General features: G+C 59.5%; 32 protein-coding genes. 16 read left to right on the forward strand and 16 right to left on the reverse strand.

Annotated elements, in window-relative coordinates; translation table 11 throughout:
• Positions 1 to 206: 206 nt before the first annotated feature.
• The gene (locus tag ACQZ60_RS08480) at positions 207 to 1,442 is read left to right on the forward strand and encodes an AI-2E family transporter (protein ID WP_220318594.1); all 1,236 of its coding nucleotides are present in this window, start codon (positions 207 to 209) and stop codon (positions 1,440 to 1,442) included.
• A 182-nt stretch (positions 1,443 to 1,624) separates the two neighbouring features.
• Here ACQZ60_RS08480 and ACQZ60_RS08485 read toward each other — a convergent pair whose 3' ends face one another.
• Positions 1,625 to 2,080, reverse strand: coding sequence for a GNAT family N-acetyltransferase (locus ACQZ60_RS08485; protein ID WP_448735058.1), 456 nt, complete (start codon positions 2,078 to 2,080; stop codon positions 1,625 to 1,627).
• A gap of 106 nt (positions 2,081 to 2,186) precedes the next feature.
• Here ACQZ60_RS08485 and ACQZ60_RS08490 point away from each other — a divergent pair, with 106 nt between their 5' ends.
• Positions 2,187 to 2,606 (forward strand): hypothetical protein, encoded by a 420-nt coding sequence (locus ACQZ60_RS08490; protein ID WP_080851767.1) that lies wholly within the window; start codon positions 2,187 to 2,189, stop codon positions 2,604 to 2,606.
• Between the two features lie 167 nt (positions 2,607 to 2,773).
• Here ACQZ60_RS08490 and ACQZ60_RS08495 read toward each other — a convergent pair whose 3' ends face one another.
• The 3 genes from ACQZ60_RS08495 to ACQZ60_RS08505 form a co-directional block, all read right to left on the reverse strand.
• Entirely contained in the window at positions 2,774 to 3,964 is a 1,191-nt protein-coding gene (locus ACQZ60_RS08495; RefSeq protein ID WP_448735059.1) for a DUF2336 domain-containing protein, read from the reverse strand.
• 75 nt (positions 3,965 to 4,039) lie between these two features.
• Positions 4,040 to 4,651 (reverse strand): flavin reductase family protein, encoded by a 612-nt coding sequence (locus ACQZ60_RS08500; protein WP_448735060.1) that lies wholly within the window; start codon positions 4,649 to 4,651, stop codon positions 4,040 to 4,042.
• A complete protein-coding gene (locus ACQZ60_RS08505; RefSeq protein ID WP_020808944.1) occupies positions 4,651 to 5,232 on the reverse strand; it encodes a nitroreductase family protein in 582 nt (193 codons plus the stop codon). Before ACQZ60_RS08505 ends, ACQZ60_RS08500 begins: the two co-directional genes overlap by 1 nt.
• A 110-nt stretch (positions 5,233 to 5,342) precedes the next feature.
• Between ACQZ60_RS08505 and ACQZ60_RS08510 the strand changes: the two genes are divergently transcribed.
• Complete coding sequence (locus ACQZ60_RS08510; RefSeq protein ID WP_059760238.1) at positions 5,343 to 6,323, forward strand: hypothetical protein; 981 nt, start codon at positions 5,343 to 5,345, stop codon at positions 6,321 to 6,323.
• A gap of 210 nt (positions 6,324 to 6,533) precedes the next feature.
• Here the strand turns inward: ACQZ60_RS08510 and thrS are convergent, their stop codons facing one another.
• From thrS to ACQZ60_RS08530, 4 genes are all read right to left on the reverse strand, one after another.
• Positions 6,534 to 8,537 carry a threonine--tRNA ligase gene (thrS, locus tag ACQZ60_RS08515; RefSeq protein ID WP_448735061.1) on the reverse strand — a complete coding sequence of 668 codons (2,004 nt, stop codon included), beginning with the start codon at positions 8,535 to 8,537 and terminating at the stop codon, positions 6,534 to 6,536.
• A 125-nt stretch (positions 8,538 to 8,662) separates the two neighbouring features.
• Entirely contained in the window at positions 8,663 to 9,187 is a 525-nt protein-coding gene (locus ACQZ60_RS08520; protein ID WP_448735062.1) for a DUF1697 domain-containing protein, read from the reverse strand.
• Entirely contained in the window at positions 9,184 to 9,543 is a 360-nt protein-coding gene (gene yidD / locus ACQZ60_RS08525) for a membrane protein insertion efficiency factor YidD (protein ID WP_080816842.1), read from the reverse strand. Before yidD ends, ACQZ60_RS08520 begins: the two co-directional genes overlap by 4 nt.
• Positions 9,544 to 9,546: 3 nt before the next feature.
• Positions 9,547 to 9,993 carry an iron-sulfur cluster assembly scaffold protein gene (locus tag ACQZ60_RS08530; protein WP_003523393.1) on the reverse strand — a complete coding sequence of 149 codons (447 nt, stop codon included), beginning with the start codon at positions 9,991 to 9,993 and terminating at the stop codon, positions 9,547 to 9,549.
• A 282-nt stretch (positions 9,994 to 10,275) separates the two neighbouring features.
• Between ACQZ60_RS08530 and folE the strand changes: the two genes are divergently transcribed.
• The 4 genes from folE to ACQZ60_RS08550 all read left to right on the forward strand — a co-directional run bounded on the left by folE (position 10,276) and on the right by ACQZ60_RS08550 (position 12,889).
• The gene (folE, locus tag ACQZ60_RS08535; protein ID WP_003495569.1) at positions 10,276 to 10,902 is read left to right on the forward strand and encodes a GTP cyclohydrolase I FolE; all 627 of its coding nucleotides are present in this window, start codon (positions 10,276 to 10,278) and stop codon (positions 10,900 to 10,902) included.
• Positions 10,903 to 11,026: 124 nt separating this feature from the next.
• Entirely contained in the window at positions 11,027 to 11,479 is a 453-nt protein-coding gene (gene hisI / locus ACQZ60_RS08540; RefSeq protein ID WP_020811294.1) for a phosphoribosyl-AMP cyclohydrolase, read from the forward strand.
• Positions 11,480 to 11,574: 95 nt separating this feature from the next.
• Complete coding sequence (locus ACQZ60_RS08545) at positions 11,575 to 12,513, forward strand: patatin-like phospholipase family protein (RefSeq protein ID WP_003508061.1); 939 nt, start codon at positions 11,575 to 11,577, stop codon at positions 12,511 to 12,513.
• Between the two features lie 46 nt (positions 12,514 to 12,559).
• Positions 12,560 to 12,889, forward strand: a complete 330-nt coding sequence (locus tag ACQZ60_RS08550; protein ID WP_111792193.1) for a hypothetical protein — start codon at positions 12,560 to 12,562, stop codon at positions 12,887 to 12,889.
• Positions 12,890 to 12,941: 52 nt separating this feature from the next.
• Here the strand turns inward: ACQZ60_RS08550 and ACQZ60_RS08555 are convergent, their stop codons facing one another.
• Both ACQZ60_RS08555 and ACQZ60_RS08560 read right to left on the reverse strand, forming a co-directional pair.
• Positions 12,942 to 13,376, reverse strand: a complete 435-nt coding sequence (locus ACQZ60_RS08555; RefSeq protein WP_003508059.1) for a CBS domain-containing protein — start codon at positions 13,374 to 13,376, stop codon at positions 12,942 to 12,944.
• 154 nt (positions 13,377 to 13,530) lie between these two features.
• Positions 13,531 to 14,268: a rhomboid family intramembrane serine protease gene (locus tag ACQZ60_RS08560; RefSeq protein WP_020811297.1), complete on the reverse strand. Its 738-nt coding sequence runs from the start codon at positions 14,266 to 14,268 to the stop codon at positions 13,531 to 13,533.
• A 354-nt stretch (positions 14,269 to 14,622) separates the two neighbouring features.
• Between ACQZ60_RS08560 and ACQZ60_RS08565 the strand changes: the two genes are divergently transcribed.
• Entirely contained in the window at positions 14,623 to 15,165 is a 543-nt protein-coding gene (locus tag ACQZ60_RS08565; RefSeq protein WP_162724110.1) for a PAS domain-containing protein, read from the forward strand.
• A gap of 184 nt (positions 15,166 to 15,349) precedes the next feature.
• On the forward strand, positions 15,350 to 15,967 hold the full coding sequence (locus ACQZ60_RS08570) for a PilZ domain-containing protein (RefSeq protein ID WP_003508056.1): 618 nt from the start codon (positions 15,350 to 15,352) through the stop codon (positions 15,965 to 15,967).
• Positions 15,968 to 16,214: 247 nt separating this feature from the next.
• Here the strand turns inward: ACQZ60_RS08570 and ACQZ60_RS08575 are convergent, their stop codons facing one another.
• Positions 16,215 to 16,454: a hypothetical protein gene (locus ACQZ60_RS08575; protein WP_448735063.1), complete on the reverse strand. Its 240-nt coding sequence runs from the start codon at positions 16,452 to 16,454 to the stop codon at positions 16,215 to 16,217.
• A gap of 278 nt (positions 16,455 to 16,732) precedes the next feature.
• Here ACQZ60_RS08575 and ACQZ60_RS08580 point away from each other — a divergent pair, with 278 nt between their 5' ends.
• A complete protein-coding gene (locus ACQZ60_RS08580) occupies positions 16,733 to 17,341 on the forward strand; it encodes a transglutaminase-like cysteine peptidase (protein ID WP_003523403.1) in 609 nt (202 codons plus the stop codon).
• Positions 17,342 to 17,425: 84 nt separating this feature from the next.
• On the opposite strand, the gene ACQZ60_RS08585 is transcribed toward ACQZ60_RS08580, so the two are convergent.
• Both ACQZ60_RS08585 and ACQZ60_RS08590 read right to left on the reverse strand, forming a co-directional pair.
• A complete protein-coding gene (locus ACQZ60_RS08585) occupies positions 17,426 to 17,860 on the reverse strand; it encodes a DUF1489 family protein (protein WP_020012781.1) in 435 nt (144 codons plus the stop codon).
• Between the two features lie 65 nt (positions 17,861 to 17,925).
• On the reverse strand, positions 17,926 to 19,329 hold the full coding sequence (locus ACQZ60_RS08590) for an L-serine ammonia-lyase (protein ID WP_174039234.1): 1,404 nt from the start codon (positions 19,327 to 19,329) through the stop codon (positions 17,926 to 17,928).
• Between ACQZ60_RS08590 and ACQZ60_RS08595 the strand changes: the two genes are divergently transcribed.
• Positions 19,328 to 19,594, forward strand: a complete 267-nt coding sequence (locus ACQZ60_RS08595) for a hypothetical protein (RefSeq protein ID WP_162935857.1) — start codon at positions 19,328 to 19,330, stop codon at positions 19,592 to 19,594. The genes ACQZ60_RS08590 and ACQZ60_RS08595 overlap by 2 nt on opposite strands.
• Before the next feature lie 391 nt (positions 19,595 to 19,985).
• On the forward strand, positions 19,986 to 20,336 hold the full coding sequence (locus tag ACQZ60_RS08600) for a hypothetical protein (protein WP_137003655.1): 351 nt from the start codon (positions 19,986 to 19,988) through the stop codon (positions 20,334 to 20,336).
• Positions 20,337 to 20,345: 9 nt separating this feature from the next.
• Here ACQZ60_RS08600 and ACQZ60_RS08605 read toward each other — a convergent pair whose 3' ends face one another.
• Together ACQZ60_RS08605 and ACQZ60_RS08610 are read right to left on the reverse strand one after the other, a co-directional pair.
• Positions 20,346 to 21,098, reverse strand: coding sequence for a phosphodiester glycosidase family protein (locus ACQZ60_RS08605; RefSeq protein ID WP_448735064.1), 753 nt, complete (start codon positions 21,096 to 21,098; stop codon positions 20,346 to 20,348).
• Positions 21,099 to 21,216: 118 nt separating this feature from the next.
• A complete protein-coding gene (locus ACQZ60_RS08610) occupies positions 21,217 to 21,378 on the reverse strand; it encodes an entericidin domain-containing protein (RefSeq protein ID WP_003495552.1) in 162 nt (53 codons plus the stop codon).
• Between the two features lie 192 nt (positions 21,379 to 21,570).
• Between ACQZ60_RS08610 and ACQZ60_RS08615 the strand changes: the two genes are divergently transcribed.
• On the forward strand, positions 21,571 to 22,347 hold the full coding sequence (locus ACQZ60_RS08615; protein ID WP_448735324.1) for a formyl transferase: 777 nt from the start codon (positions 21,571 to 21,573) through the stop codon (positions 22,345 to 22,347).
• Positions 22,348 to 22,436: 89 nt separating this feature from the next.
• Positions 22,437 to 23,357: a methylenetetrahydrofolate reductase gene (locus tag ACQZ60_RS08620; RefSeq protein ID WP_448735065.1), complete on the forward strand. Its 921-nt coding sequence runs from the start codon at positions 22,437 to 22,439 to the stop codon at positions 23,355 to 23,357.
• 54 nt (positions 23,358 to 23,411) lie between these two features.
• Here the strand turns inward: ACQZ60_RS08620 and ACQZ60_RS08625 are convergent, their stop codons facing one another.
• Complete coding sequence (locus ACQZ60_RS08625) at positions 23,412 to 24,350, reverse strand: LysR family transcriptional regulator (RefSeq protein ID WP_020810641.1); 939 nt, start codon at positions 24,348 to 24,350, stop codon at positions 23,412 to 23,414.
• A gap of 126 nt (positions 24,351 to 24,476) precedes the next feature.
• On the opposite strand from ACQZ60_RS08625, the gene ACQZ60_RS08630 reads away from it, so the two are divergent.
• Positions 24,477 to 24,695 carry a hypothetical protein gene (locus ACQZ60_RS08630; RefSeq protein ID WP_059760262.1) on the forward strand — a complete coding sequence of 73 codons (219 nt, stop codon included), beginning with the start codon at positions 24,477 to 24,479 and terminating at the stop codon, positions 24,693 to 24,695.
• 271 nt (positions 24,696 to 24,966) lie between these two features.
• Positions 24,967 to 26,007 carry a GlxA family transcriptional regulator gene (locus ACQZ60_RS08635; protein ID WP_003523414.1) on the forward strand — a complete coding sequence of 347 codons (1,041 nt, stop codon included), beginning with the start codon at positions 24,967 to 24,969 and terminating at the stop codon, positions 26,005 to 26,007.
• Positions 26,008 to 26,142 lie beyond the last annotated feature (135 nt).

Raw genomic sequence — 26,142 nt, forward strand, 5'->3', positions numbered from 1 at the left:
GGCAACCTTACGCCGCAAGAAAAACGGAGTTCAATTCTCATATTTCGATGCGCGCGCCAAGACCGATGTTCTATTTTTACCAAAATCGTTCAATAGGTTCAGTAATAAACACACAACGGTAATGTGATCCGATTATATTGCACTTATATGTATCGGTGTGACAGAGTGAATGCACCCTTCGGGGAGAATGCGAGAAAGAGCCTGCCGTGAGTAACATTGACAGCCGTAAGCCCAGTGGCGAACCGAGATGGCTTGGTCCCGCCAGCCCGACGCGGATCGCCCTGATCCCGCCCATTTCGGCTGCGCGCTGGCTTCTCGTTCTCGTCGCCCTTGCCGGCATTTATTTCTTCCACGGCTTTCTCGTCCCCGTTCTCGCCGCTCTCGTCATCGGTTTCGCCAGTTGGCCGGTTTATACCCGGCTTCTGCGGCAGGTGGGCGGCAACACCACGCTCGGCGCCACCATCGCCATCATCCTCATCCTCGCCTTCCTCGTGGTGCCGATCTTCATCGCCGCCTCCTATACGGCAAGCGAAATCCGCGAATGGTTCGGCTGGGCGGTGCATGTCAACAAGACGGGCGCGCCCGTGCCGGACTGGATCGCGGCGCTGCCCGCCGTCGGCCCCTGGCTCGGCGAACAATGGGTGAAGTATATCGGCACACCGGGCGCCATCGGCGAACTCATCCAGCTCGTCAGCGGCGCCAATATCGGCAATATCTACCGGGCGATCCTCGCCGCCGGCAACGGCGCGTTCCACCTGGTGCTGACCCTGCTGTTCATGCTGATCGCGCTGTTCTTCGTCTACCGCAACGGCGCGGGCTTCACCCGGCAGGTCGATCTGGTGGGCGAACGCATCCTGCCGACGCGGTGGGAACGCATTTCCCGCGTCGTGCCCGCCACCATCAGCTCCACCGTGACGGGCATGACGCTGATCGCCATCGGCGAAGGCATCATCCTCGGCATCGCCTACTGGATCGCCGGCGTGCCCTCTCCTGTCACGCTCGGCGTACTCACCGGCGTCATGGCGCTCATTCCGGGCGGCGCGCCGCTCTCCTTTACGCTGGTATCGATCTATCTGGTCGCCAGCGGCTCGCCCGCCCACGGGCTGGCTCTGTTCGTCTGGGGTTCGGTGGAACTCTTCATCGTCGACAAGACCATCCGCCCGAAACTCGTCGGCGGCCCGATCAAACTGCCCTTCCTGCCCACCTTTTTCGGCCTCGTCGGCGGCGTCAAGACCATGGGCTTCCTCGGCCTCTTCATCGGCCCGGTGCTGATGGCGCTCCTGGTCGCGATCTGGCGCGAATGGGTGCGTGAGGTGGAAATCTCCGCCGCCGCCAGCGCTGAGGCTCCGCCGCCGCCCACGCAGGAAGACGCCGTTGATGAGGTTGCCGCGCTCGAAGACAATAGCGAAGAAACGACGGCGTTTCGGAAAGCGGCGTTTTGATCGGTGAAGCCAGCGGGCAGACGCCTCGACGCTGGTGCCTATAGATAGTCTTCAAACCGCGCATCCGTCATGCTCGGGCCTGTCCCGAGCATCTGCCACCGATTGATTCTACGATACGTGATTAGATCCTCGGCGCAGGGCCGAGGATGACGTGCAGGATACGGCAAACTCGCGCCGTAGGCTTAGAGCACCTTCTCCATGAACAGGCTGAGCGGATCCGGCTTATAAGGCGCAAAGGCCTCGATCTCCACAAACCCCGCCTTACGGTAAAGGCCGATCGCCTCCGGCTGGCTGATGCCGGTTTCGAGACGGATGGCGGAAAGGCCAAGCTCGGCGCCGCGCGCGACAAGCGTATCCATGATCAGCTTGCCGATCCGCAATCCCCGCGCCTCGGGATCGACGAACATGCGCTTGACCTCCGCCGTGCCGTCTCCCGCCTCCACCAGCGCGCCGCAGCCGACGACGCGGCCATCGTGCCGCGCCACGAAAAACGAGACATTGTCCTGCTCGAGCGCGCCGATATCGACCAGATGATTGCTCTCGGCGGGATAAAGCGAGGCCATATAGACGTTCGAAAGATCGATGAGGCGCAGAACCGCATCCTGCCGGGGTGTTTCAAGCTTGATTTCGGTGGCCAATGCGATGCCTGCCTTCTCTATAAAAATGCGTATTTCGTCGTAATGTCACTGCAATCGGGATAGATGAGTTTCTAGAGCATAATTCCCGACAGAGGCAACAGACACCATGAAAACAGCCCTCGTTCTCATGACCTTCCTTGGCTGCGACGACAGCGCCACCGATTGCCATTACCTCGCCACCTCGCAGCAGCGCTGGACGAGCATCGAACTGTGCGACGCCGTGTCGGAAAAGGAGCTGGAGCGTTACGCCAACGCACCCTACCCCGTCGTGGTGGCCGTGTGCCAGACACCAGGCGAACAGCCCCCGCAGACTGCCGGCACGCAACCTCCCGCCTCGGCACCGGCCGCTGCACCGCAGGCAACGGCGGCTGTTACGCCGAAGGAAGAGGAAAGCCTCACCAAACAGGCAATCAGCCGCGTCAGCCGTATCCTGCCTTCCACCGAAGGCATAAAGCATCTTTTGGGAACGCCGGTGAGGATGGTTGAAAACAGCTATTCGTGGATCGCCAAACGGTTCGATAAGTGATTGCTGGGAACCGATCTTCCCTCATTCCTGTGCTTGTCACAGGAATCCAGTCGACGCACGTCCGTGCGGCGGAGAGAGTCTTTTCAGCCCAAGGACTTGGGTTGGCTGGATTCCTGTGACAAGCACAGGAATGAGGGTGAAAGAACGCACCCGCGGAAACCCGGACGTTACGCCGCCTCGACCGTCTGCGCTTCGGCATAATACCGCGCCTTCTGCCGCTCTTCGGCGATGGCGAGCTTGCGCACGGCATGCAGCAGTTCGAATAGCGTTTCGGAACCGCTGACGTCACGGAAATGCGCCAGCAGTTCCGCCGAGACGGAGGCCGCCACATCAGAAAGCTGCGAGCGGGCGGCACGGCGCCACAGCAGCGTCGCCTCGATGAAGACGTCGACAACATCGCCGAAAAGACCGACCGACTGGAACAGCGCCTTCAAGGCATGCGGCCGCCCCGTCGCCAGAATGGCGCGCACCTTGCGGTCATCGAGACCGGAGAGATTGACCATGGCCGCCGTGAAGAATTCCAGCCGGCCCGAACAGACGGCATGGATGAGCAGCGCCGGCGTCAGTTCCAGCCGCTGGCGCAGATGCTCCACCAGCGCCGGCAGCTCCGGAGAGGAAACGCTGGCCGCGATAAGGATGGTGGCGGAATCTTCCGCCTCGCGGAAAAGACTGTCGGCGCGGTTGCGCGCGATCATCGCGTGAACCAGCGCGGAGCCCGCGAGAGCTTCGCTGATGCGGCCCATCAACAGGTGACGCGCATCGGCGGGCAGCGCCTCGCGGCGAAGCAGGAGGTCGCGAATATCGGCGTCCGAGCCATGGCGCTCGGCGATGCGCCTGAGCGAAAACGGCGTGATGAAGGCATCGTCGTTTTCGAGCAGGATGATGGTTTCCGGCAGGTCGCCCACTTCGGCAAGCGCTGCGCAGACACCGCGCGGCAGGCCCGGCCTTGCGGCGATGAGAGCGCGCGTCAGGCTTTCTCCACGCCCGGCGAGATCGACCAGATCGGCCTCGCCGAGAACCGGTGAACGGGCAATGACGGTGCAGGCAATTTCCGGCTGGTCTTCGGCGAGTGAAACGAGAATGGCGCGCGGTGCGTCATGGGCATCCGCCAGCGCTTCGGCAAGCGCTAGTCGCACACGCGGCGAAGGATCGTCGAGCAGATAGGTCATCGCCATATAGGCGGCATCGCGGTTCTCGCGCGCCATGTCGGACTGAAGATAGGCACGGCCGAGAGCATTGGCGGCTTTCGCCCGCTCGGTCGAGCCAGCCTTTTCAGACCAGCGAAGAAATGCCTGTACGATCACCTGAGCCTCGAAAACATTCGCAACAATGGATGGCGGCATCATCGCCGCCACCATGTATAAAACTCTAGGCGCAAATGGTTTACGTTTGGTTCACCATAAAAATTAACCGCCGCCGAAGAAGGGCTATATTTACGGCGCAGTAGAGGGGCGCTGCAGCTGGAATACATCGCTGCCGCCATCGCAGTAATCCATATAGCCCATGCGCGCCACGGGTCGCGACAGCCCCATATCGATGCGCCCGTCGCGAATGATCGTTTCATCGATATGGATCGCCATGACCTGTCCGATCACCATCCACGAATCCGCCGGCTGGCCGTCAACGTCCTTAAGCTGCTGTATCTGGGTCACGCGGCACTCCAGAACCGCCAGCGCCTCGCCCACGAAAGGCGCATCCACCACCCGCCCGTCGACGGCGGTGAGACCGGCAAGGGCGAACTCGTCGACATTATAGCCAACGGGTGCAGAGGACGCATTCATCCGGTCCACCAGATGGCGGCTGACGAGATTTGCGGTGAAGACGCCGGTTTCTTCGACATTGCGCAGGCTGTCCTTCCTGCCGCTGGAGGAGAACATCACAAGCTTTGGCCGGTCCGAAATCGCATTGAAGAAGGAATAGGGCGAGAGGTTGAGGGAACCGTCCCTGCCCTTCGAGCCGATCCAGCCGATCGGACGCGGTGCGACGATGGCCTTGAACGGATCATGCGGCAGGCCATGCTGGTTGGTGTCCGTGGTGTAGAACATCAAACGTCCCCGACCCAGGTGACGACATCGGCAAGCTCCGGCCGCGGCCGCTCCACCGGCGGGAATGTCGTCGAGCCGATATGAATGAACCCGGCGACCTTCTCTTCCGCGCCAACCTCGATTTCCGCGAGAAATGCGGAATCGAAAGCAAACCATTCGGTCAGCCAGTTCGCTGCAAAACCGCTGGCATTGGCGGCGAAGATGAGGTTGAGGCACACAGCACCGGCGGACATCACCTGTTCCCATTCCGGAATCTTGAAATGCGGCTTTGCGGTGCTGATGACGGCGATAACGACGGGCGCGCGGGTGAAGCGGGTGCGTTCCGCTTCCTGCTGCTGCAGGTCCAGTTCCGGGTTCTTTTCAAGCGCGATCCTCAGCGCCGTCTCACCGAGACGCACGCGCTCCTCGCCGCGATAGACGACGAAACGCCAGGGGGCGAGCTTGCCATGGTCAGGCACGCGCACGGCAAGGCGCAGGATGTCCTCGATTTCCGCCTTCGAAGGCCCCGGCTCGGCAAGTTGCAGGGCCGGCGTGGAACGGCGAACCTTGAGATAATCGAGGAGCTTGATATCATTTGTCATGATCAAAAATCTTCCATTCTGCTGTCATCGCAAAAACATGGGCCTTGAAATAGCCACGGCATTGGTTTTGAAGTGATCCGGGAAAATCAAGAAGTCAATCGGTATCGAAAATGTCGGCAATCAAAATCGCGGCACGTCTGACCATTGCATGTGCCGTGCTTGGCCTTTTATCGCAAGCCGCTTTTTCGCAGGATGCCTTCAAAGACTTCAAGCAGCTCGGCGGCACGCCGAAAATGCCGAAGCTGAACGCTTTCACCGCCCCTTCCGCACCCAACGCCCCGGAAAGCACCGCCCGCGATATCAGCATGGAAGCCAAGCTGACCAGCGAAGGCGAAGCGGTGAAGGAAGGCCTGTCCTGGCGCGTCTTCAGCCCCATTCCCGGTGCGGACGGCAAGTTGCCGATGCTGGCAAGTTCGGAAGGTGGCTCGGCGGAATTCCATCTGGTGCCGGGCGAATATTTCGTCAACGTCGCTTTCGGCCGTGCGGGCGTCACCAAGAAACTCAATGTCCCGACCTCCGGCAATGTGCAGAAACAGGTACTGATTCTCGATGCCGGCGGCTTCGTGCTGAATGCGGTTGCGGGCTCCGACAAGCAGATTTCCGGCAACCAGCTCAAATTTTCCGTCTATTCGTCAGACGCCCGCCCCGATGGCGAGCGCGGCCTCGTCATGGCCGATATCAAGCCCAACACCATCGTGCGCCTGAATGCCGGCACCTATCACGTGGTTTCCGAATATGGCAACGTCAATGCGGTGGTGCGCGCCGACATCCAGGTGGAAGCCGGCAAGCTGACGGAAGCGACGCTCCAGCATCAGGCCGCTCAGATCACCCTCAAGCTCGTCTCCGAAGAAGGCGGCGAAGCCATTGCCGATACGGCCTGGTCGGTGTTGAACGGCGGCGGCGACGTGGTGAACGAAAGCGTCAGCGCCTTTTCGACCATGGTGTTGGCGGAAGGCGAATATACCGCCATCGCCCGCAACAAGGACAAGGTCTACCAGCGCAACTTCAAAGTGACCTCCGGCCGGGATTCGGACGTGGAAGTGCTGATGAAGGATCAGGCTCCGGAAGATATGACCGGGGATTTCGAGTAGGCGTCACCTACATCTCATCCGTCATGCCGGACTTGATCCGGCATCCAGCCACGACGCGTCTGCGTCGTGAGGAACGAGTCTTTCGCGATCAAGGACTTGATCGCACTGGACCCCGGATCTAGTCCGGGGTGACGGAGTGCGGATGCCCCGCCTTCTGCCAGCACATCTTTCACAAACAAAAACGGCCCCCGAAGGGGCCGTTGTCATTTCTCACGCAACCTGCTTCTTCGCCGCAAGCTTGCGCTTCACATCCGGCGGCGTCGCCTCGTCCACGAGGCTCGTAATCGCATCTTCCAGCGACATCGGCGTCTGGTTCTGCGAACCGAGACGGCGGATGTTGACGGTGCGCTCCTCCGCTTCCTTGCGGCCGCAAACGATGATGACCGGAACCTTGGTCACCGAATGCTCGCGGATCTTGTAGTTGATCTTCTCGTTGCGGAAGTCGGTCTCGACCGCCATGCCCGCCTCGCGCAGCGCTTCGGCAACCTCACGGCCGTAATCATCCGCATCCGAGGTGATCGTCGCGACCACGACCTGAAGCGGCGCAAACCACAGCGGCATATGGCCGGCGAAGTTCTCGATGAGAATGCCGAGGAAGCGCTCCATCGAGCCGCAGATGGCGCGGTGAATCATCACCGGCTGCGTCTTTTCGGAGTTCTGGTCGATATAGAAGGCGCCGAAACGTTCCGGCAGGTTGAAGTCCACCTGCGTCGTGCCGCATTGCCATTCACGGCCGATGGCGTCCTTCAGCGTATATTCGAACTTCGGCCCGTAGAACGCACCCTCGCCCGGCAGGATGCCGGTCTTGATGCGGCCTTCGGACTGCTCCTCGATGGTCTTCAAAACATCCATCATCACGCTTTCGGCGCGATCCCAGAGATCGTCGGAACCGACGCGCTTTTCCGGGCGCGTGGAGAGCTTGACGACGACTTCGCTGAAGCCGAAATCCTCATAGACGGAGAGGATCAGATCGTTGATGCGCAGGCATTCCGCCGCCATCTGCTCTTCCGTGCAGAAGACATGCGCATCGTCCTGCGTGAAGCCGCGAACGCGCATCAGGCCGTGCAGAGCGCCCGAAGCCTCATAACGATGCACGGTGCCGAATTCCGCAAGGCGGACGGGCATTTCACGGTAAGACTTCAAGCCATGCTTGAAGATCTGAACGTGACCCGGGCAGTTCATCGGCTTCAAGGCGAAGACGCGCTGATCGGCTTCCTCGTCATCGGGATGGGTGAAGGCATGGGCGGATTTCACCGCGAACATGTTTTCCTGATACCAGCCCCAGTGACCGGAGGTTTCCCACAGCGACTTGTCCAGAACCTGCGGCGCGTTGACTTCCTGATAGGTATTGGCGAGCCGGCGGCGCATATAGGCCGTCAGCGTCTGGAACATGCGCCAGCCCTTGCCGTGCCAGAACACGACGCCCGGGCCTTCTTCCTGGAAATGGAACAGGTCCATTTCGCGGCCGAGACGGCGGTGGTCGCGCTTTTCGGCTTCGGCCAGCACGTGGAGATAATTGTCCAGCTCTTCCTGCGTCGCCCAGGCGGTGCCGTAGATGCGCGACAGCATCGCATTGTTGCTGTCACCGCGCCAATAGGCCCCGGCCACCTTCATCAGCTTGAAGGCCGTGCCGATCTGTCCCGTGGAGGCCATGTGCGGCCCACGGCAGAGATCGAACCAGTCGCCCTGATAATAGATCTTCAGGTCCTGACCTTCCGGAATGGCGTCGACCAGCTCGACCTTGTAGTTCTCGCCCTTGGCGGCGAAAACTTCCTTGGCCTTCTCGCGCGACCAGACCTCGCGGGTAAACGGCTTGTTGCGCAGAATGATTTCCTTCATGCGCTTTTCGATCTTCGGCAGATCTTCCGGCGTGAAGGGTTCGTTCTTGGCGAAGTCGTAATAGAAGCCGTTCTCGATGACAGGGCCGATCGTCACCTGCGTACCGGGCCAAAGCTCCTGCACGGCTTCAGCCATGACGTGGGCGGCATCGTGGCGGATGAGTTCCAGCGCACGACCGTCTTCACGCGTGACGATCTCGATTTTGCCATCGGTGATGGTCTCGGACAAATCGCGCAGGGTGCCGTCAAGCGCAATGGCGACAGCCTTCTTGGCAAGCGATTTGGAAATGGATTCGGCGACCTCGCGGCCGGTCGTACCGGCGGGGTAGCTGCGCACGGATCCATCGGGAAATGTAAGGGAAACAGCTTCAGACATTGTCTAATCTCCTGTCCAGTCCCGCCAACGAATGCGGGTGGTGTTGGAATAATGATTTGCCCGCGACAAGCGGACAGGCAGGCTGATAAAGGCTTTTGCCATTGCAGTCAAAGGCGAAGGATCGCTCAGCGAAGCATTTGCGCGAGACCATTGACCGTATTGGCGTTGCGGGTCGTGCCGATACCGAGCCTTTTGGTGGTCAGCACGGACAGCAGCCTGCTCTCGCTCGGCTTGCCGCAAAAATCGATCCATAGATCGCCGCCGGCAAGAGCGATCTTTTCCCTCCCGCGGTATTTCTCCAGCAATTCAAGGACGCCGTTGTCCAGCGGCGCCCGCATCACCCGAACGCAGACATCCGGCGGATTGCCCTGGACGAAAGGATTGTCCGCCGCCAGTTTCAGCCAGTCGCCGCCCGAACGAACGAGAATATCGACATGTTTGCCGAAGCGGTCTTCGAAGGCGCGCTCCAGCCTGTCCTCAATCTCACGAACAGGTGCCGCCCCGGCGCAAAAAACCAGATTTCCAGTCGCGACCAGCGTTCTGCATTCGGCAAATCCCAGCTCTTCCGCCAATGCCCGCAGATCGGCCATGACGAGCCGCTTGCCCGCGCCGAGCACAATGCTGTGCAGCAGGGCCACATAGTCATTCATCGATGCAGGCTCCAGTAACGCCACGGCATCCACCAACGCCTGCCGCCATCGAGCACTTCCGGCACCGGGTCCAGCCCGCTGGTGCCGCCCGGCCCGCAGCGCGCGACGCGAAACAGCGTCATCCAGCCGCCGGCCCACAGTCCGTGTCGGGCAATGGCTTCATAGCCATATTCGGAACAGGTGGGGATATGGCGGCAGGAATTCCCGATGAAGCCGGATAGCGTCAGCTGATAAAGCCGAATGAAACCGACGCCCAGAAGCCGCCCCGGCGTTTTGGCAAAGCTGCCCGTCCAGTTGCGGGATCGGCCCGCTTTTTCCGCCGTCTGCTGGTGCCGGCAGCCCGGTTCGCCGCACATCGCCTAACCCGCGGCGTTGAGAGCCGGCCGCCCTTCGATCTGGTCGAGCGCATCGACCACCGCTTCGAAGGTCAGCATGGTGGAGGCATGGCGGGCCTTGAAATCGCGGACGGGCTGAAGCACCCGCATGTCTTCGAAACGGCCCGTCGGCCCCTCGCCGTCCTGTTTCAGCATGGCGAGCATGTCTTCCCGCGCCTGCCGGATTTCGCCGCTGGAAGCCCCGATGATGTGGTGCGCCATGATGGAGGCGGAGGCCTGGCCGAGCGCGCAGGCGCGAACCTCATGCGAAAACGCCGTCACGATGCCGCCTTCGACCTTCAGATAGACCTTGAGCTTAGAGCCGCATAACCGGGAGTGTTTCTCGGCGCTGGCGTCGGCATCCTCAAGAACGCCGATGAGCGGAATATTCCCGGCAAAGTCCAGAATGCGATTATTGTAGATATCGTCCATCGTCGGTGCCCGGCGCGCTCAAGATTGCCCAAAAACAGGACAGGTCAAATTTTTCAAACACAGCGTTTGTCGCAGTGAAGCTTTCCTGCCCTTCATTCTCATTATATGCTAACGAGCTTTCTGGACATCAAGCCGTGATGAAATTAACGGCTCCGATACCGAAATAACAGCATCGGTCTTGCCAAAATGCTGTAAAACAACCAGATAGCAGCAACTGCGAACAAGAGTTCGCGATGAAAAACGAATTCAGGTGCGGCCTTTACCCGCATCGGGAGAGACGGAATGGATGCGATCGTGAAGAATTTCCCCGGCGCTGGCGCAAAACCCGACGTGGCAGAAGCTCGCCCAAGCCAGGCCGAAGCGGAAGAAGCAGTGCGCGTTCTTCTGCGCTGGGCAGGAGAAAATCCCGCCCGCGAAGGACTTCTGGATACGCCGAAGCGCGTCGCCAAGGCCTATCGCGAGCTTTTTGCCGGTTATGAGCTGAACGTTCAGGACGTGCTCGGCACGACCTTCGAGGAAGTCGGCGGTTATGACGATGTGGTGCTGGTGCGCGACATCCCCTTCTTCTCCCATTGCGAACACCATATGGTGCCGATCGTCGGCAAGGCGCATGTCGCCTATCTTCCGGCGGGCCGCGTGCTCGGCCTGTCGAAGATCGCCCGCGTCGTCGAAATCTTCGGCCGCCGCCTGCAGACGCAGGAAAACATGACAGCGCAGATCGCAAGATCGATCGAAGAAACCCTGAAACCGCGCGGCGTGGCCGTCATGATCGACGCCGAACATATGTGCATGTCCATGCGCGGCGTAAACAAGCAGGGGTCGACGACGCTGACCACCAGCTTCACCGGCACGTTCAAGAACGATCCGGCCGAGCAGGTCCGCTTCATGACCATGGTGCGCAACCGCTAGGCATCGGACCGAAAAGTGTAGCGCGGGTTTTTGAAAACCCGATGCTCAGACAAATTTTGGAGTGGCGGAGTGATCTCATTTTCCCCGCCGCTCTGAAACCTTCCGCTTTTCTCCCGGGGTAGCCATGTCCATTTCGTTTCCGTCCGCGCCTGCGGACAAGGAAGTGCTCGAAAACGCAGGTCTCTTTTCGCCGAAATTCGATGCCCACGGCCTTGTCACCGCCGTGGTTACCGATGCACGCGACGGCGAATTGCTGATGGTCGCCCATATGAATGCGCAAGCCCTGTCGCTGACGCTCGAGACCGGCATCGCCCACTATTACAGCCGTTCACGCGACAAAATCTGGAAGAAGGGCGAAACATCGGGCAACCTGCAGACGGTGAAGGAATTCCGCACTGATTGCGATCAGGACGCGGTGTGGCTGAAGGTCTCCGTCGCCGGCCATGATGCGACCTGCCATACCGGTCGCCGCTCCTGCTTTTATCGCACCGTCGAGCTCTCCAATGGCGATGCTGTGACGAAGATCACCGACGATACCCGCCATTTCGATCCGGCCACCACCTATTCGGACAAATAAACGGCTACCTTCCATCGGCCGCACCAATTTGCTACCAATATAGCGGGCTCCGGGGACAAGGGCGGAGCCTTACAGAATTGGCAGGGAGTGCGGTCATGTTGGGATGGGGAAATCGTCACAATCATCTTGCGGCTGGAAATCCCGAAGCCACCGGCAATGAGCCGCCCGTCACCCAGATCGTCGACAAGCACCGCATAGCGCTCGCCCTTGGCGGCGGCGCGGCCCGCGGCTGGGCCCATATCGGCGTCCTGCGGGCACTGGACGAGGCTGGCGTGAAGATCGGCATGATCGCCGGCACGTCCATCGGGGCGCTGGTGGGCGGTTGTTATCTCGCCGGCAAACTCGATGAGCTGGAGGAATTCGCCCGCTCGCTGACGATGCGCCGCATTGCCGGCCTGCTTGATCTCACGATCGGCGGCGGCGGCCTTTTTGGCGGCATGCGGCTGACCAAGCGCATGCAGGAGCATCTGGAAGGCCTGCGCGTCGAAAACCTCGATCATCCCTTCATCGCCGTCGCCACGGAGCTGCGCACCGGCCACGAAGTGTGGATCCATCAGGGCGACCTCGTCACCGCGCTGCGTTCATCCTATGCCCTGCCCGGCATTTTCGAACCCGTGCAATGCAACGGCCGCACGCTGATTGACGGCGCGCTCGTCAATCCCGTGCCGGTTTCCGTCTGCCGCGCCTATGAGCAGGCGCTGGTCGTCGCCGTCAACCTCAACTACGATCTCTTCGGCCGTTCCGCCGTGGTCAAGCACGCAGCCTCACCGCATGGCGGCGGCACACCGCCGGTGGAAACGGCGCCGCGTCCCGGCCTGCCGGGCGTCATGGTGCAGGCCTTCAACATCATTCAGGACCGGATTTCGCGCTCGCGTCTGGCGGGCGACCCGCCCGATCTGATGCTTCATCCCCGCATCAACCATATCGGCCTCTCGGAATTCCATCGCGCCAGCGAAGCCATCGACCGGGGATATGAGGAAACGCGCTCCCGTATTCCGGAGCTTGAGCGCATGCAGCAGGCGTTCCGGCGCTAATACCCTGCTTTAAAAAACGTCTCCAAAGCCCAGATATGGTGAGACCATGTATTGGTATATCTCGGTCCTGCCCCCGACCGACAAAAACATACTGTGCGACACGAATCGATTGATCGGGTTGCTGGAGGGACAGCCTGAGCTCAAACGGACAAACGACGTCACCTTTACGTCGGCGGACGGTCAGCCCTGGATCGACATCGTCATCGTGAAAGAAGCGGCCGATGGCAACTGGTCCAGCAGCGGCAAATTCATTTCACAGTTCAATCGGGTTGAAATTGTCTGCTCTGATTATGAGACGCAAAACTTCTACGTGGAAATATCGGCGAAAATAGCCGACTTTCTTCAATGGCGACTTGTTACCAAGGGCGATGCGTGAGTCCCGGCCCGAGATTGAACCTTTTCCAGCCATCTGACGCCGGGACGCAAGATCATCCGGCAATATAAGCCTTGATGTGCTCCGCTTCTGCTTCGATCTCGCCGATCCGCGCCTTCACCACGTCACCGATGGAGATGATGCCGGCAAGGCGGCCGTTTTCTTCAACAGGAACATGCCTGAAACGTCCGCCCGTCATGATTTCCATCAGCTCATCGGTGGTGGAATTGTGATGACAGCGAATGACATTCTTGGTCATGGCCACCGAAACGGATTGCTGGAGGGAAGCAGCACCCTGGCCCGCCACGATCTTCACCAGATCGCGTTCCGTGAAGATGCCGAGAACGACACCGTCGGCGTCGGTCACGACGACGGAACCGATCTTATGCGCATTAAGCGTTGCCGCCGCTTCACCGATGCTGACCTCCGGACCGACAGTCACGACGTCCCGGCCCTTGCGGTCGAGAAGATCCTTTACGAATGTAGGCATGCCTTCCTCCTCTTTTCAGCGATCCGCAGTGCCGCAGTCTCCCCCGGCGGTTGCAAATCATGAGATATGGTGCGCTGAGGCCCGCATGAATGCAATCCCGCATGGGGCGTGCGAAAGCAAATTTGCGCCACGGCCGACAAGGAGCGTGATCGGCCTAGCGTAACGGACGATCGAAAAGGCCGAAGAACAGAAAGCCGAGCAGAAAACCGAAAACATGGGCGTCCCAGGCAATTTCACCGCCGACATCGCCGAACAGCGGCACGCCCACCGCAATCAGCACATTGCCGAACAGCCACATCAGCGTGAAGATCAGCACCGTGCGGTTGGAAAGCGCCGCAAGAATGCTCTGCCTCGGCATCAGATGGCCGAAGGAGGCGCTATATCCGCCACGCGCGGGGAATGCGAAGCGGCAGGCCGCCCCCATCAGCGCCGAAACGACCCCGGATGCGCCGATCAGTACCGTCACATCACCCCAGTTCAACGCGGCATGACCAAAGGCCGAAACAGCGGCGGAAATGCACCATAACAGCACGAAGCGCACTGTTCCGATCCGGCGCAGAACCGGCGCGCCGAAGGCCATCAGCCACAAGCCATTAAAGAGAATGTGCTCGATGCCGCCATGCAGGAAAGAATAGGTCACCGGCGTCCAGAGCCATTCCAGCCCCTGCTGCGAAAAAGGCACCGCATAACGCAGCGGAATGAAGCCAAAAGTGAAGATGAACCAGCCATTGCCTTCCTCCGACAGAAGATAGGCGGGAACCACATAAGCGATGATCAGCGCGGCCAGTATGCCGACCAGCAGCGATGGCAGGTTGAAGACGGGATTACTCGTATCGTCTTTCGGCTCCGGTGTTTCCGAAACCGGCGGCTGTTCGCCGTCCCCGTAGGACATGATCCCATCCCTGTCTTGGTCGAATTTTGCGTTCCCCGAGCAATATAGGAAGCCCGAACGAAAAAAAAGCCGTCCCGCCTTTGAAGCGCGCGACGCCCAAACCGCAATCGGTCAAGACGCCGGGCCAGGGACGGTCCGGCTTACGGGCCCGCCGTAAAATAACGGGCGGCGCCATCGAATTGTGCTGACGGAGCTTTCCCCGACATGGCCGCACCGATGCCACGACCATTGCCGCCATTCAATATCAACCCTTTGTTAACCTTAACAAATCCAGTTGGCACAAAATTCGCTACACCTCCGGATACAGACGTTCGGATGGACATGATGTCCCAAAAACGAACATGGAGAGATGCTATGAAGAGCATGGCCGGACTGGACATATATGCCTATTGGGATGAATTGCGCGGCAAGCGATCGGCCCCACGACGCGAGGACATCGATCCCGCAAAGCTGAAACATCACCTCGGCGATCTTTTCATCCTCACCGACAAGGGAGAGAACACCCCGTTCTTCCGCCTTGCCGGCACACGTCTCTGCGACCTCTTCGGCCGCGAGCTGCGGGATCGCCCGTTTTCGGAACTGTGGCAGCCTGCAAATGCCACCTTCCCCTGCCGCGTTGCCCGCGGCATCCTTCATCATCAGTTGCCCGTGGTCTTCGATCTCGAGGCGGAAGACAGCCATGGCGCCGCACCGCTGGCATATGAAATGCTGCTCCTGCCGCTGCGCACGGATCCGGACGCCGCTCCAAGGTTGCTCGGGGCCCTGCTTGCGGAGCGGCCGCGACACGAATTCGCCGCGCCCATCCAGCATCTGTCAATGAAAAGCAGCCGCCTGCTGCGCCTGGACATCGCGCCCGTAGAATATCCGATGGATACGCAGCGCGCCGAAAGCTGCTGACCGGCCTGTTTCACCGCTCCCAAACCCGTCTGGAAAAGGTGCGGCGGCGTCGAAACCTCAAAAAAATAGGTCAGAACTGTAACGATATTGCCGATCAGAAAAATTGTAGAGATTAAACAATACAGTCTGTTAACTCGCGCAAGGTAGAAACTTACCATCATCATTCATTACAATTGCGCTGCTCATGTTTTCGTCCCGTTCGGTCAACACCGCCCAAATCCTGCGTCCGGTTGAGGAAGCTCATCTTGACGACGCCGTCCGCGTGTCCTTCACCGGCCGCCTCATGTTGCCCGACCATGAAGAATATGATTGCACCGCGACCGAGATGACCGCCGAAAGAGCGCAGTTCACCTGCTCGGGCATTGCCCGCCACGGAGACCGCGTCATCGCTTATCTCCAGCATATCGGCCGGATCGAAGGCACGGTGACATCGCTCACCGCATCGGGCTTCCTCATCGCCATCAACGCGCCGGAGCGCAAGCGGGAAAAACTCGCCGCCCAGCTGGCATGGATCGCCAAGCGTCAATTGCTCGGCCTGCCGGAAGACCGCCGCCACGACCGCCTGACGCCGCGCAACGCGAGAGCCCAGCTTGTTCTGGAAGACGGCGTGCTTGTCGCATGCCGACTGATTGACCTTTCCCTGTCGGGTGCGGCAATCGAGATCGAAAACCGGCCGCCGCTCGGAAGCCGGGTCCAGCTCGGCAAAAACATGAGCGGCAAGATCGTGCGCCATTTCATGGAAGGCGTCGCCGTCGAATTCGACCGCGTCCAGTCGCCCGACGCACTGATTGAATTTCTCTAGGACGTTCCACCAAACGCGGCAGGTTCTGCGCCCGTACGAATACGTGCGGCATTTGACGTGCTTTGCGCTCGCCCTAGTCGCATGATTGAGACGATTCCCGGACCACGGTTTGGCAGTCTATGCTTTGTCCTTCGCGGCTGTATCGGGTTCACGAGCCGCTGATAGCTTCCGGCGCTCCATTCTCTGCTTTCTCGCTGCCGAACCTTTCCATTTCATGCCCCGACCGCGCACGACATCCTGCGCATGCTCAGCGTGCCGGACGGAAAACGTAACTACCAGGGACAGCTGTGCGGCAGATCGGTCCACCATATTCGGCGAAAAGGATAAACGCGGCGGAACATGTCACGCCCTTGATCAGATCATCCACGGCACGAAAATCGACCCGCAAAACTTTTTTCCAGAAAAAATGCAGTTTTTTTGAAGTTTTTTTGCCGCTTTTTCCGGCCTGTCCCAGCCTGAAACAGCCATCCCAAAACGAGAAATCCACGCCTTCGGTACCGTTCGCTAACTGGCTGTACAGCGCTCCGGAAATATCCCCGTGCCGAAAATTGCTTTCAATACAGGGGCCTACATGGCTACCAAAAGCCTAAGGGTGGGATGCGTAAAATTGTAATAAAATTTGCTTCAAACACGCATAAAAACTAATTCGAATACAGTTCAAAACAACGGCTAATTTGCTGAAATTTAAGCTCAAATTGCGCTTCGCAAATTTCCGCCGGGTCAAAATATACCTGCGAATGTCTCCTCAACACGGGGAGACAAGCAATGAACAAGAACAACCGTTTCGTTTTCACTCTGATCGCATTCATCGTCAGCGCCTTCGCGCATCAGGCAAGCGCGTCGCCGGCCGCCGTCATGCGCGTCATCGGCAAGGCCAATCCGCCGATCGGCCACTATGAATTCTGCCAGACCTATCAGAGCGAATGCCAGCCGACATCGCTGGACAACGGCCCGATGAAACTGACTGAAGAGCGCTGGAAGACGATGCTCGACGTCAACTACACCGTCAACACCACCATCACGCCGATGACCGACATGGAAATCTATGGCGTCGAAGAGCGCTGGGCCTATCCGACCACGGTGGGCGATTGCGAAGACTTCGTGCTTCTGAAGCGCAAGATGCTGATGAACAAGGGCTTCTCCGCCTCCAACCTCTTGATCACCGTTGTTCTGCAGCCGAATGGCGAAGGCCATGCCGTTCTGACCGTCCGCACCGATCGTGGCGATTTCGTTCTCGACAACATGCGCAACAAGGTCATGAACTGGTCGGAAACCGAATACACCTACCTGAAGCGCCAGGACACCGCCAATCCCGGCCGCTGGGTCAAAATTCAGGATGGTCGCGCCACCACCGCGGTCGGCGGCATCAACTGAAGCCAGAAAACAACCCGTCTCCCCAAACGAAAAAAGCCGGCTCCCTAAAAGGGGCCGGCTTTTTTCATTTTCATCCGTCAGGCGTCAGAGCAGACCAAGCTCGGCCAGTTCACGCCTGAGATCGGAAGGCATGTCCTCGCCGCCTGCACCGCCGCCGAGATCGCGTGGAGCTTCATCGTCCTTCAGGTAACGCCAGCCCTGAAACGGGCGCTTTGGCGCAGGTGAGGTTTCGATGACTTCGGGGCCGAGAATGAGGTCACAGCGGGAAATACCGTCTTCGCCCTTGAAGGAGCGGATATCGAGAAGTTTCTGCCGCGCCTGTACCTGTCCCTTGATAACCCAGTAGAGCGAACCGCCCTCGAGCAATTCCTCGACCCGTTTCGGGATCATCCGGGTGGTGTGAACGCTGTGCGGCTCAAGGCCTGCGGCAATTGCGGTCAGCGCGCGATGCGCGACCCAGTCTCTCAAGTCCTGGATTGAATCCGCGCCGACGCAAAGTTTGATGAGATGTAAAGGCATGGTTCTATCAATGCCTTTTTGCAGCGGGCGTCAAGCATGGCAACCATGCCGGACGCCCTGCCCGTTCAGCACTCCACAACGTTCACGGCAAGGCCGCCGGTGGAGGTTTCCTTGTATTTCTCACTCATGTCATTGCCGGTCTGGCGCATCGTCTCGATACAGGCGTCGAGCGGCACGAAATGCTGGCCGTCGCCCTTCAGCGCCAGCGAGGCCGCCGTCACCGCTTTCACCGCGCCCATGGCATTACGTTCGATGCACGGCACCTGCACAAGCCCGGCAATCGGATCGCAGGTCATGCCGAGATGATGCTCGAGCGCGATCTCGGCGGCATTTTCCACCTGTTCCGGCGATCCGCCCATGACCGCGGCAAGGCCCGCCGCCGCCATGGCGGAAGCCGAGCCCACTTCGCCCTGACAGCCCACTTCCGCGCCTGAAATCGAGGCATTGTGCTTGATGATGCCGCCAATGGCGGCCGCCGTCAGCAAAAAGTCGCGCACGTCATCGACACTCGCATCCTCATGGAAATGCCGGAAATATCTGACGGTCGCCGGAACGACGCCTGCCGCACCGTTGGTCGGCGCAGTCACCACGCGGCCGCCGGCGGCGTTTTCCTCGTTCACCGCCATGGCGTAAACGCTCAGCCAGTCATTGGCCATGACCGGGTTCAGCCGGTTGCTGCGCCATTCCGCATTCAGCTTCTCGTAAATGGAGCGGGCGCGGCGGCGCACCTTCAGGCCGCCAGGCATGATGCCGTCCACTTTCAGACCGCGCTCGATGCAGCCGTTCATCGCCTCCCAGATCTGGTCGAGACGCTCGTTCAGCTCCTCGCGGGAAACCACCGTCTCCTCGTTGGCCCGCTTCATCTGGGCGATGGTGCGGCCGGAACGGGCCGCCATATCCAGCATTTCCCGCGCGGTGGCGAAGGGATAAGGCACGCGCGGACCGTTATCGATGGTCTTGCCGCGCTGCTTGATCGCCTCCAGCTCCGTATCGGTGACGACGAAACCGCCGCCGACGGAATAATAGATGCGCTTGATGAGCAGCCTGCCCTGATTGTCGAAGGCGGAAAAGATCATGCCGTTGGCATGGCCGGGCAGCGGGTTCTTCTTGTCGAAGACCAGATCTTCAGCCGGGCGGAACACATAGGACGGATGGCCGGGCGGCGTCACGGTGCCGGCCTTTTCCACCGTCTCGATAATGGCGTCCATCGCATCGGGATCGACGATATCCGGCCGTTCGCCGGTGAGGCCAAGAATGACGGCACGCCCGGTACCGTGGCCGATGCCGGTAAAGGCGAGCGAGCCATGCAGGCTGACCTTCAGCTGCGCAACGGCCGCGCCCGCCGGCCGCGGCCACTCATCGCTGAGGATCAGCGCCAGAAAGCGGTTGGCTGCCGTCATCGGCCCCATCGTATGGGAGCTCGAAGGACCGATACCGATCTTGAAGACGTCAAAGACCGAAAGAAACATGAAGTTCGCCTTGAATAAGAATGGATTCCACCACCATCATATCCAAAGCCGAAACGGATCGCCACAAAAGAGCGTCAGCGGTTTGCGCAGCTGCGACATAATTGCCTTCAAACGAAAACAGCACGGTTTCCAAAGGAAAACCGCGCCGTTTCAAAACCCGTCATTCAGGAGAGATGCTTATGGGCTGCCAAAAATGTACGTCAATGCGAGAAAAGCGGCAAAGCCTGCAAGTGCGCGCAAGGTGACGCCCCAGCAGGATTTCTGAGCGGTTTCTTCCATGATTACTCCAGCTATTCACTCTCCGGGGGATCTTCAAGACCCGGCCCGTTGAGGCAAGCATTTATTAAAATCCGGCGGCGAAGGCAAATGCAAAAAGCGGCTAAATGAAGGCGTTTTTGACAGGCTGCCATTCGCCACGTGCATAGGTATGTGAAAAAACAAGGTGTTAGCGTGAGGCCCGCACAAGCGCCATTTTGGCGATCGCCGCAATTTGGACTAAAGTGTAACTGTTATTTAAAGGTTATGCACAAACGCCTGTTGAAAACCCCGGCCGCCGGCACGTTACGGTCGAACTTCCCGCGCTGAAATACTGCGCCTTGAAAGGGCGTAACCTGTGCTTTATCGACGATGGCAACGGCAACGATGCGAGTCACCCCATGCAGCAGGCATCCTCCTTCCCTGATCGCGAAACGGTCGCATCGAAACTCACTTCGCTTGCAAGCGAGGATAAAGCCTGGGTGCTGCTGCTGATGGAAAACGCCCTGCAGGACGAGAACCTGCTGGCTGGCCTCAATCTTTATCTCGACCAGCAGACCAATGCCCGCTTCCTCAACAGCCTGAAACTGGAAACGACCGGCGAATGGCTTGGCGGCAATGCCCCTGCCCGGCTGCAGATCCGCATCACGGAAACAGCAAGGGCGAGCCAGCACCCCGCTTTTCTCGCCTTCCGCAAGGGGCTGACGGCATCGGCCGGTCTCGAAAAAGCCTATCCCAAGGCGCCGATCTGATCGTTCAGGCTAATCCGGCACCCTGTCGACAACGGCGATGATCGGCCCCATCAGGAACAGCGAGTCCCGCCTTTTCATTGCGGGAATATCGACGCTGGATATGGTGCCGTCGAGATAGAGCGCATTCGGCGCGTCCAGCACATCCCTGAACAGCGTGGCGAAATCGTAAAAGCGCACTGTATTTTCCGAAATGGCGAAATGCACCATGCCATCGCGGGAAACGCCGACGCCGTTGCGCCGCTTCAGGCTGTCGCTATCGGGCAGAAAGCGCGGATGCAGCTTGCCATCGATGACGAGCATCGGCCCGGATTGCGTGGCGAAGTCCGGCTTGGGATCCGCTGCCAGATAGGCCTGCGTTTCCAGCACGCCTGCCGCGGCCCCCTTCAGATAAAACACGCCATTGGGCAGAAGATGAAAATTGCCCCAGCCGCCGCCGGTGCTGATCGGCGAGCGTTCGATGCCATTTTCAATAAAGAGCCCGACGGGGGAATAGTCCGAATGATACATGCCGCCGTTCATGGCGAAGACGCTGAACATGTGCTGCCGCCACAGCGCCGACGAGAGAGCGGCAAAGGTGCCATGTCCCTCGCCGGAGACATGATCGCGGTCGTAAATACGGATGGTGCTTTTTGCCGGATCGAAACTGCAGACCGTATAACGACCGCCGGCATGATCCATGATCCTGCAGAAATCCGCCTGCCCGCCGGCCTGAGCCGAAAACGGCAACAGCAAAGGCAACAGCAGCTTCGCCAGTCTTTTCATCGATCCGTTCATGCCCGCCCCGTGATTCTCGCCGGGGCACATTCGCAGAAAAATTCGGTCAAAGAAAAGGCGTCACCCGTGTTTCAGGATGACGCCGGACCTTTAAGGGGAGATGTCGTCAGCGACGGGCGGCGCGGTCCACATTGCGGCCCGCATCCTGCGTCGCGTCGACGGCGTTCGCCGTGTCACGACCCATGCCGCGAATGGTGTTACCGCAGGAGCTCAGGGTGACAACGGTCAGCAAAGCCACGAAAACGGTCGAAAGAATGCGTGTGATCATGTGAAACTACTCCCCTATGACTTGCCGTCCAAAGGCAAGTACCGATGTGATATGCGTCACAATAACGTGAGTCCCAAAAATCCGTTCCAGCGGCATTTCAAAAAATCCTGTCGATGAAAATTAACATGGTTTTGAAGTTCACGCGTGAAACTCGGCGTCTGGATCATGGCTTAGGAAAATCCCGTGGGTGATATGACTGACATCAACAATCGGCTTCTGGTGATGACGGCGGGCGGGGTGAACCCCAATGTCATGATCAATGCGCTGGCGGCCCGATTTCCCGACATCCATGTTTTCATGGAGCAGCCGGAAAGCAAATCGGTCATTCTCAGGCGGCGCGCGCGGCGGCTCGGCTGGATAGTCGCTGCGGGTCAGCTGGCGACGATGATCGCCTCGCGGCTAGGCAAGCGCTTCACGGTTAGCAGAAGCGATGAGATCATCGCCGAACACGGCCTTTCTCCCGATCTCCACCACAGCCTTCCCGTCACCCAATTCGCCTCGCTCAACGATGAGGAATGCCGCAAGGCCGCCAATCTGCTGAAACCGGCGGCGATCTTCACCATTTCCTGTCGCCTGCTGACACCGACCACGCTTCAGGCCCTGCAATGCCCGGTCATCAATTTCCATGCCGGCATCAACCCCGCCTATCGCGGGCAGATGGGCGGTTACTGGGCGCTGGTGGAAAAAGACCGCGGCAATTTCGGCGCGACCGTGCATCTGGTCGACAAGGGCGTGGATACCGGCGCCACGCTCTACGAGAAGCGGCTGAAACCATCGCCTTCCGACACAATTGCCACCTATCCGCTGCTTCTGACTGCCGCTTCGGTGGATATCGCCGTCAGCGCCATCGAGGACGCCCTTTCCGGCAGCCTTGCGCCGCAACCGCCCTCACCCGGCAAATCGGTACTGCGCTTCCCGCCGACCATCTGGACATGGCTATGGAATGGCCTGACGAAACGGATCTGGTGAAACCGCGCGCAGGGTTTGGGGCCGAGCTTCGTCGCAGATGCAAGCCTGTCTTGCCGCAACAGGCACAGACTTCGCTGCAAAATAGGTGCATGATAATAAAAAGGATCACGCACAAATTGCCCGATATTTCCACCGCTTCCATCATTCCCGCCTCCATCGAAGCCTCGCCCGCGCAGGTGCTTGGCTCGACCGACCTTGCCGGTCTCTTTCCGCAGGGTGTGCGCGTCTATCTCACAGACACTGGAGCGGCCTCGCAGGAAAGGCTCGTTGAAGCCGCAGGACATTTGCGCGACCTCGGTTACGAGCCGGTGCCGCATCTTGCAGCGCGGCGCATCCCCTCCGGCACAGCGTTTGAAGAACAGGTGAGACGGCTTGCAGGAGAAGCAGGTGTTACGGATGTTCTGGTCGTCGGCGGCGGTGTCGACCGCCCGGCCGGTCCCTTCGCCTCCAGCATGGACATGCTGTCGTCAGGCATTTTCGACCGCTGCGGCATAAGACACATCGCCATCGCCGGCCACCCCGAAGGCAGCCCCGATTTCAACGAGGAGACGGCGATGGCCGCACTCAGGCTGAAACGCGATTTTGCCGAAAGAAGCGATGCCGCAATGCGCATCGTCACCCAATTCGGTTTCGATCCCGCACGTTTCATCGCCTGGGCGGAAGGACTTGCGGCGTCAGGCATCGAGCTTCCGGTGCATATCGGCGTTTCCGGCCCGGCCAAGATCACGACGCTCTTGAAATATGCCGCGCTTTGCGGCGTCGGCAATTCCATCGCCTATCTCAAAAAGAACGCGCTTTCGCTGACGACGCTTGCCAAGGGCCATTCGCCGGAAAGCATCGTCGGACCCATCGAGCGGCACTGGCAGGCCAATCCGCAAGGGCCGATCCGGCAAATTCACGTCTTCCCCTTCGGCGGATTGCAGAATTCGGCCGACTGGCTGGTCAAGCGTGGAAGCTGGCAAACCGGCGCAGCGGACCGTTCGGCATCGCCGGATTCGATGGCGGGCTAAAAACCGCGATTCTAACGGCGCGACGGTCCACGGCCGCCGCGCACTGCCAATATCTCAGGCCGCCTTGGCGACTTCGACAAAAGCGTTTCGAATGCTTTCAGCCACGGCAAGAACAGGGCGGGACGCCTTGTCACCCATGATCAGGCGGATATCGAAACAGCCGAGTTCCGGCAGTCCTTCCTTGTCGCCCAGAATGACCATGTCGTTCTGCACATAGGATCGCGGCAGCGGCGCGATGGCGAGATCGGCGGCAATCGCCGCGCGCTGCGCCATGGTATGGCCGCTGAGATAGGCGACGCGGAAATTGCGGCCGCGCTTTTCCAGCGAATGGATCGCTTCCGAGCGCCAGATGCAGCCCTCTTCCCAGATGGAGATCGGCAGCGGATCGCGCAGATAGGCGGTGCCGCATTTGGCGCCCGCCCAGACCAGACGCTCGCGCATCAGCACCTCGCCCGTATCCCGAAGGGGATGGGAGGCACAGTTGACGAGAGCAAGATCGAGCCTCTGCTCATCCATGCGCTTATAAAGATTGGAGCTGGAATCGATGGTGACGTCGATCATGATGCCGGGGAAAGCCTCGGCAAAACGCTTGAGAATGCCCGGCAGCAGGCCACGCTCGCCAATATCCTCCGGCGCGCCGAGCCGGACGACGCCGGAAAGCTCCGGCATGACGAAACGCGATACGGCCTCGTTGGACAGCGCAATCATGCGCCGCGCATAGGTCAGAAGCGTCTCCCCATGCGCCGTCAATGTCACCGAGCGGGCATCGCGCAGGAAAAGCGTCGTTTTCAGCTGCTCTTCAAGCTTCTTGATCTGCATGGAAACCGCAGACGGCGTTCTGAACACCACTTCTGCGGCGGTGGAGAAATTTCCCGTTTCCGCGATGGCGACGAAGGTTCTCAATATGTCGTTATCCAGCAACGGCAGCGGTTGGCGGAAAGTCACGGTCATGGCACGCACCTTCAAATATTTTGATTTATAGATGGATATCATTTCGTTTGATTGAATGTCAACAAGCGCGCACCATCCGGGACATCGATTGACGTGGCGGATTTAGCCTCGTCGGCAAGCGCATACCGAAGTCGCAAACAGGATCGTGGTTCAGGAAAGGATCAAGACATGACCATGATACATTATCTCCCCGTGGCGAACCGTTCCTCGCACCGTCCGTCATCCAGCGGCTGGCTTCATCGCCTGTCCGACCATGTTGCCGCCCGTTACGCCGCATGGCGCCGCGAAAAAATGCTTCGCGCACTGGAAGCATTGCCGCCTGAAACATTGAAGGATATCGGATGGCCGACGACGGACAACAGCCGCATAAACGTCATCCGCAGATGACATTCAACCGGTGGCTCGCAACGTTTCTGGACGTGCGAGCCATCCCTGCCCGTCCTTCGAATGGAAGGACAAGGGCGCAAAATAGCCTGCCTGTTTTACATGCGACACACCGCCTTTTTTAAAGGCTTGTCGCAAAATTTGCATATTTCAAAAGCTATTTTTTGACAGCCCCGATTCCACGGCGTATTTTTCGTTAAAGATGTCGTAAACAGGACATCCAGAAGACCAATTCCAAGGGAGGAATTGCGTATTCGCAACGGAGCACGGGCAAATGAGCAGAAACTCCCAGAAGAAGCGCTCAATCGTCTTTTTTCTCATTCCGCAATTTACCATGCTGCCATTCGCCGCAGCGGTTGAAACGCTTCGCATCGCCAACCGAATGTTGGGCTATCAGGCCTATGAGTGGCGCCTCTCCTCGCTCGATGGCCAGAAGGTCATGTCGTCAAGCGGCATCTGTCTTGAGCCCGACACCTGTCTTGCCGATGAGCGGCGCTATGTCAGCGGCGAAAACCGCCCTGAAATGGCGATCATCTGTTCGGGCATCGATGTGGATCAACACATCAACAAATCCGTCAATGCCTGGCTGCGCGAAGCCTATAATCGCGGCATCGCCATCGGCAGCCTCTGTACCGCCGCCCACATTCTCGCACAGGCGGGCCTTTTGAACGGCAAGCGCTGCGCGATCCACTGGGAAAACCTGCCCGGTTTTTCTGAAGCCTTCCCGCAGGTGGAAGTCTATGCCGACCTCTTCGAAGTCGACAGCAACATCTATACCTGCGCCGGCGGCACAGCCTCGCTCGACATGATGCTGAGCCTGATCGGCCAGGATTTCGGCGAAAACCTCGTCAACCGCGTCTGCGAACAGCAATTGACCGACCGGGTGCGCAGCCCCAATGACCGCCAGCGCCTGCCGCTGCGTGCGCGCCTCGGCGTGCAGAACAGCAAGGTCCTATCGATCATCGAATTGATGGAAGGCAATCTTGCCGAACCGCTGTCGCTGCTCGATATCGCCGACGCCGCCGATCTGTCGCGCCGGCAGGTGGAGCGTCTCTTCCGCCAGGAAATGGGCCGCTCGCCCGCCCGCTATTATCTCGAAATCCGCCTCGACCGCGCCCGCCACCTGCTGGTGCAATCGGCCATGCCGGTGGTCGAAGTCGCCGTCGCCTGCGGTTTCGTCTCCGCCTCGCATTTTTCCAAGTGTTATCGCGAAATCTACAATCGCACGCCGCAGCAGGAGCGCGCCGAACGCAAGCTGCTGATCAGTGCCTCACGGATGGCGACGGCGAGCCAGGCAGGCAAGGCCGCACATTGAATGCAGGCTCAATGCCGCAAACGCGACGGACTTGCTTCAGGGATAAACCTCTCCTCCATCATGCCGGACTTGATCCGGCATCCAGCCACGGCGCGTCTGCGCCGTGAGAAGAGTCTCTTGAGATCAGGGACGTGA

This window comes from Agrobacterium sp. 22-223-1, assembly GCF_053522385.1.